Origin of the sequence: uncultured Campylobacter sp., assembly GCF_938045775.1 — a bacterium.
In the GTDB taxonomy this organism is placed as follows: domain Bacteria; phylum Campylobacterota; class Campylobacteria; order Campylobacterales; family Campylobacteraceae; genus Campylobacter_B.
On record NZ_CALIBH010000057.1, the window covers coordinates 1 to 5,630 of the forward strand.

The 5,630-nt window shown below is 46.0% G+C and carries 5 protein-coding genes and 1 pseudogene; 2 read left to right on the plus strand and 4 right to left on the minus strand.

The genetic code is table 11. The annotated features are described in order from the left end of the window. The 3 genes from Q0238_RS01785 to Q0238_RS01795 form a co-directional block, all read right to left on the minus strand. Positions 1 to 373 (minus strand): ATP-binding protein (locus Q0238_RS01785; RefSeq protein ID WP_297942321.1); only part of this gene is annotated, 373 nt, incomplete at its 3' end. Then, the gene (gene dcm, locus Q0238_RS01790) at positions 354 to 1,379 is read right to left on the minus strand and encodes a DNA (cytosine-5-)-methyltransferase (RefSeq protein ID WP_297942324.1); all 1,026 of its coding nucleotides are present in this window, start codon (positions 1,377 to 1,379) and stop codon (positions 354 to 356) included. The genes dcm and Q0238_RS01785, both read right to left, overlap by 20 nt. Positions 1,380 to 1,865: 486 nt before the next feature. Further along, positions 1,866 to 2,228 carry a diacylglycerol kinase gene (locus tag Q0238_RS01795; RefSeq protein WP_297942327.1) on the minus strand — a complete coding sequence of 121 codons (363 nt, stop codon included), beginning with the start codon at positions 2,226 to 2,228 and terminating at the stop codon, positions 1,866 to 1,868. Between the two features lie 67 nt (positions 2,229 to 2,295). Here Q0238_RS01795 and Q0238_RS01800 point away from each other — a divergent pair, with 67 nt between their 5' ends. Continuing rightward, positions 2,296 to 3,054: an exodeoxyribonuclease III gene (locus tag Q0238_RS01800; protein WP_297942329.1), complete on the plus strand. Its 759-nt coding sequence runs from the start codon at positions 2,296 to 2,298 to the stop codon at positions 3,052 to 3,054. A 238-nt stretch (positions 3,055 to 3,292) separates the two neighbouring features. Next, positions 3,293 to 4,939, plus strand: coding sequence for a formate--tetrahydrofolate ligase (locus tag Q0238_RS01805; protein ID WP_297942331.1), 1,647 nt, complete (start codon positions 3,293 to 3,295; stop codon positions 4,937 to 4,939). Positions 4,940 to 5,384: 445 nt separating this feature from the next. Here the strand turns inward: Q0238_RS01805 and Q0238_RS01810 are convergent. After that, positions 5,385 to 5,630, minus strand: a pseudogene (locus Q0238_RS01810) (hypothetical protein); the annotation flags it as partial.

Here is a 5,630-nt window from a genome sequence, read left to right on the forward strand (position 1 = left end):
CCAAATCCCATTGTTTAATATTTATCTGATTACATTTCTTTGATATAACAGTAAGTTTTTTACATTGAGAAAATGAAGCCGTTTTAAGACCTAAACCAAATTTACCAAGCGCGATATCATTTCTTCTCTCGTCTGGATTTTTCGATGATAGCCTCATAGCTTCTACTAGTTCATCTTTGTCCATTCCTGTACCATTATCTAGAAGACAAAAAAACGGTTCAGGATGTTGTATGGCATAGATTTTTATATCATTTGCACCGGCAGATATGCTGTTATCAATAATATCTGCAACAGCCACCTCAAAAGTATACCCTATGTCACGAAGCGATCTAACAAAATTTGCGACATTCGGATTAATTTCTATCGGATCCATCCAACACCGCTACAATCTCTTTTGCGATTTTTTCAACCATCGGCACAACAACAGAATTTCCAGCTTGTTTATACAGCTGTGCTCTTGATATGTTTGATGGAAGCATAAAATCTCGCGGAAATCCTTGCAAATTAAAGCATTCTTTTGGGGTTAATCTTCTTATTATACCATTATTTAATATTATTGGGATATTATGTCCGCCAACACCCATATTTGCAGTCAAGGTAGGGCAAACATTTGATTTATTGGAGCGAACATAATAACGCCTATATTGATAAACAATGTTTTCATCTGTCACACTTTCTACTACTCTACGATGAATTTTATTGCTTTTGTCATTATAAATATCAGATTGAATAACGCACGAATCATCTAGGAAGGATTTTATATTTCTGGGGGCCTTGCTTGTTTCTTTTGGTATTTGAAATCTAGCGGATAATAAATTCTCTTGTTTTGTTTCTAGTATATTTTCTTTTATAGGCTTTTCAAATGAATAATCGCTTTCATCTTTAAAGCCTACGATATATATTCTTTCCCTCCCTTGTGGTATGTCTGTATACTTTGCAACATTTAGCACAAATGGTATAAAAGAATATCCAGTCTTTTTTATTTCATCTTTAATGATTTTAAAAGTTTTTCCGTTATTATGTGTTGCAAGAGTTTTGACATTTTCTAAAAAATAGGCTTTTGGCCTCAACTCTTTTAATAGTCTCGATACTTCAAAAAAAAGCTTTCCTCGCCCATCTTCGAACCCTTTTCCGTGCCCAGCTTGCGAAAATGGTTGGCAAGGAAATCCTGCAGTAAGTATATCTATACTAGATAGAGTTTTATTATTTAATTTTTTAACGTCTCCTTCGATAAGATTTATGCTCTTATGATTTAATCTATAAGTCATACAGGCATTCTTGTCAATTTCATTTGCCCAAATAACATCACAATTTGAATTCTTAAATGCTTGGCATATACCACCAACGCCAGCAAACAAACTTCCTACTCTATAACTCACAGATACCTTCTTATTTTTTAAGATTTTATAATAACGCTCATTAAATTTTGCTGATTTTATTTTTAAATTTTAGATCGTTGCTTTATATAATTGCAAACAATTTAATTATATTTCAAAGTATGCTTAAAAAGCTATTCAAGTTAAGGTTTCAAATTTCATTCTTAAAATTTAAAGGTAAATCGCGTAAATCTTACCGCCGAACGCGACACATTTTTTTAAATTTAGCGCGCCGTCCTGTGCGTAGCGCGTTAAAGCTTTTGGCTTGAAATCGCTTTAAATTTATCGCAAGCAAGACGGCGCCGCTTGCTAAATTGAACAAAGCCTGCTCTTGCGGTCAAAGGGCTTATGTCTGCGGGCTCCGTGCAGTTTGAAATTAATATATTAAGACCGAATTAAATGGCGCACGTAAAATTTAATGATTGAATTCTGCCGAGCTTGCTACGTTAAGCGATAATTTTTGAAATTTAAAATTCCACTCGCGGAATTTTAAAAAATTTTCCCGCAGATCGCATATCCCCACAGCGCGGCGTTGAGAAATAGGCTCATCATCACGGCGGTGCTTGCGGTGTCTTTGGCGCCCTTGGCTAGCGGGTGGATTTCGCTCGTGGCAAGATCGACCGCGCGCTCAATAGCTGAGTTTATGCACTCGGTTGTGAGCGTAAAGATCGCGCCGAAGATCAAAAATAGATTTAGCACCGCGTCGAAATTCCAAAAAAATAGCGACAGCATAAGCGGCACGAACACGCAAAGCTCCAGTCTAAAGCTACGCTCGCTGCGCAGCATCTCGGCAAGACCCGCCATCGCGTAGCCCCAGTTGGCAAAAAATCGGTATTTGGGCTGATTGCGCATAATTTTCCTTTAAATTTAGTCAAAATTTCGTATAATCATACCAAAATTTTTGCGCCAAAGGCTAAATTTGAAACTGATTAGTTGGAATGTAAACGGGCTGCGCGCAGTTCTCAGCAAAGACGGCTTTGCGTGGCTCGCGGAGCAAAACCCCGATTTTTTGGGCTTACAAGAGATCAAGGTGAGCGAAAAGGACGCTCCGAAAGGGCTTTATGAGCTCGGATTTTCTCAGATCGATCTAAATTCCGCCGCTCGCGCGGGCTATTCCGGCGTGGCGAGCCTAGCTAAATTTAAAAGCGAGACGAGCAAGGCGCTGTTTTTCCCCGACGACGAGGGACGCGTGCTGCAGCACCGCTTCGGCGATGTCGTGCTTTTTAATATCTACTTTCCCAACGGCCAAAAGGACGAGGCGCGGCTAGCCTACAAGATGGAATTTTACGCAAAATTCCTAGCCTACGCGCGCAGTCTTGCGGAGCAGGGGCTCGGGGTGATATTCTGCGGCGACGTGAATACCGCGCACCGCGAGATCGATCTTGCAAACCCCAAAGCAAACTCCAAAACTTCGGGCTTTTTGCCGATCGAGCGGGCGTGGCTTGATGAGGTAGAGGCGGCGGGCTTCGTCGATACATTCCGTGCCGTGCACGGCGAGCTGCGGGACGCCTACTCGTGGTGGAGCTACCGCTTTAACGCGCGTGCCAAAAACGTAGGCTGGCGGATCGATTATTTTTTCATCTCGGCAAATTTGCGCTCGCGGCTAAAGGATGCTTTCATCCTAAGCGACGTGATGGGCAGCGACCACTGCCCCGTGGGCATCGAGATCGAAATTTAGCCGGGGCAAATTTCACGGCGCGAGCTTCGATTTGCGCGGCTTGCGGGCAAGGTGCGCGTCCGCAAGAGAGAGGATTGCGATATCTGCGCGGTATCCGGACAGCTTTCGGTTCGGTTCGCGGATTTGTCGCTCGCAGGCGGAGGGTTTTCGTAGAAATTTAGCGCTAGCCAGCCCGCGAGAGCTTAAGCAGGCAGCGTATAAACGCTGCGCGATAAAATTTTAAATTTAAGGAGAGAAAATGTTGAGCGATATCGAAATAGCAAATGCGGCGAGGCCGGATAAAATTTCAAACGTTGCGAAAAATTTGGGGCTTAGTGAGGATGAGATCGAGCTGTACGGCCACTACAAAGCCAAGCTAAATATCAAGCCGCGCCCGCGCGCTTCGAAGCTTATTTTGGTCACGGCGACCAATCCGACGCCGTTTGGCGAGGGCAAAACTACGACCTCCATCGGTCTAGCCGACGCGCTAAAGCGTCTAGGCAAAAGCGTCTGCCTTGCGCTGCGCGAGCCGTCGCTGGGGCCTGTTTTTGGTATCAAAGGCGGGGCTGCTGGCGGCGGATATTCGCAGCTGGTGCCGATGGATGATCTAAATTTGCATTTTAACGGCGATTTTCACGCGATCACCTCCGCAAATAATCTCATTTCGGCGGTCATCGACAACTCGCTGTATCAAGAAAACCCGCTAAAGATCGATAAAATTTTATGGAAGCGCTGCATGGATATGAACGACCGCGCGCTGCGCCACATCACCGTAGGACAGGGCGGACGCACCGACGGAGTAGAGCGTGAGGACGGCTTTAATATCACCGCAGCTAGCGAGATAATGGCGGTTTTGTGCCTCTCAAACGATCTTGCCGAGCTTAAGGAAAACATCGCAAACATCATGGTCGCCTACGATACGCAGGGAGAGCCGATATACGTGCGCGATCTGGGCTGCGCGGATGCCGTGGCGATCCTGCTAAAAGACGCGATGAAGCCTAATCTCATCCAAAGCCTAGAGCACACGCCCGCGCTCGTGCACGGAGGACCCTTTGCAAATATCGCGCACGGCTGCAACTCCATAATGGCGAGCAAGTTAGCTCTAAGTCTTGCCGATTACGCCGTGACGGAGGCGGGCTTCGGAAGCGAGCTCGGGGCTGAGAAATTTATCGACATCAAGTGTCGCCGCGCGGGCATCGCTCCGGATGCCGCGGTGTTAGTTAGCACGATCCGCTCGCTTAAATACAACGGCGGCGCGGATAAAGAAAGTATCGCGAGCCCTGATCTTGCCGCGCTTCAAAAAGGCATCGTAAATTTAGGCGGACATATTGAAATTTTACAAAACTTCGGGCTAAATCCGGTCGTGGCGCTTAATCGCTTTAGCTTCGATAGCGACGAGGAGATTGCCTTCGTGCGCGATTACTGCAAGCAGCGCGGCGTGCAGATGGCGATTTGCGAAAATTTCGCCAAAGGAGGCGAGGGCGCGCTTGAGCTAGCCCATCTCGTAGTAGATGAGTGCGAGCGCGCTAAGGAGCTGAAATTCGCCTACGAGCTTAGCGACGATACGGCGAGCAAGATGGAAAAGATCGCTACTAAAATTTACGGCGCGAGCGAAGTAGTTTTTGAGCCAGAAGCGCAAAAAGCGCTACAGCATATCAAGGCTTTGGGGCTTGAGCGGCTAAACGTCTGCATCGCAAAGACGCAGTATAGCTTCAGCGACGACGCCAAGGCGCTCGGGCGAGCGCGCGGCTTTAAGCTCAGCGTCAAGGACCTTCAGATCCGCACGGGAGCGGGCTTCATCGTCGCCGTCTGCGGCAAGATAATGCTGATGCCGGGGCTGCCGAAGGTTCCCAACGCGCTAAATATGAAGATTACGAGCGATGGCGTCATAAGCGGTCTGGCGTGATTTGAAATTTTATTTTCGGCGCGTCCATTTTTTTGCGCGCTCGCCTTGGGGTTTAAATTTAGCTCCGGCCTAGTCGTGATTTAAGCTTAGCATTCGTAGGCACTCAGATGAGAGCAGAGTAGAGTTACCGATTTGCAAAATTTGGCCGAATTTGCTCGCTTGCGGGTAAATTTTAAGCGCGGGATTTTGCGGATCGGCTTTTATTTTTAAAAACAGAGGCGAATTTGACGAGAATTTGACGTTAGGTTCGCCTTTTAGAATTTGACGAATTGCCCATAATTTCTCGCCAAAGTGGATAAAATTGCTTGCCTTTTTTGGCAAATCGCCGCTAATCGTAAATTTGAGATTTTTACGTCAAATTTAGGGGAAAATCGACGTAACGTATTTTGGCGTTTTTATTGATCAAATTTGCCTAGGCAAGCCAAAAATTCTGCGCGAAACAGAGCTAAATTTTAACCTTCTCCCACGGCTCAATCCCGCCTGCAACCTCTTTAAAAATGCTAGCGATTTCTATATTTTTTACGCTCAAATTTCGCTCGTATGCCTTGATGTCGCGCGATTTTAGCTTCTCTTGTAAAAAGGCGAATTCATACTCGATCTGACCGCGAGCGACGCTGATTTTAGCCAAATTTCGCGCGTCAAATTCGCCCACCTTCGCGGCGTCAAATTTATACCCGCGAGCGCAGCCCTC

Excerpts from the sequence above, each read along its gene's own strand:
- Q0238_RS01795 (WP_297942327.1), bottom strand. The coding sequence starts at position 2,228 with ATGCGCAATCAGCCCAAATACCGATTTTTTGCCAACTGGGGCTACGCG.
- Q0238_RS01805 (WP_297942331.1), top strand. The coding sequence starts at position 3,293 with ATGTTGAGCGATATCGAAATAGCAAATGCGGCGAGGCCGGATAAAATT.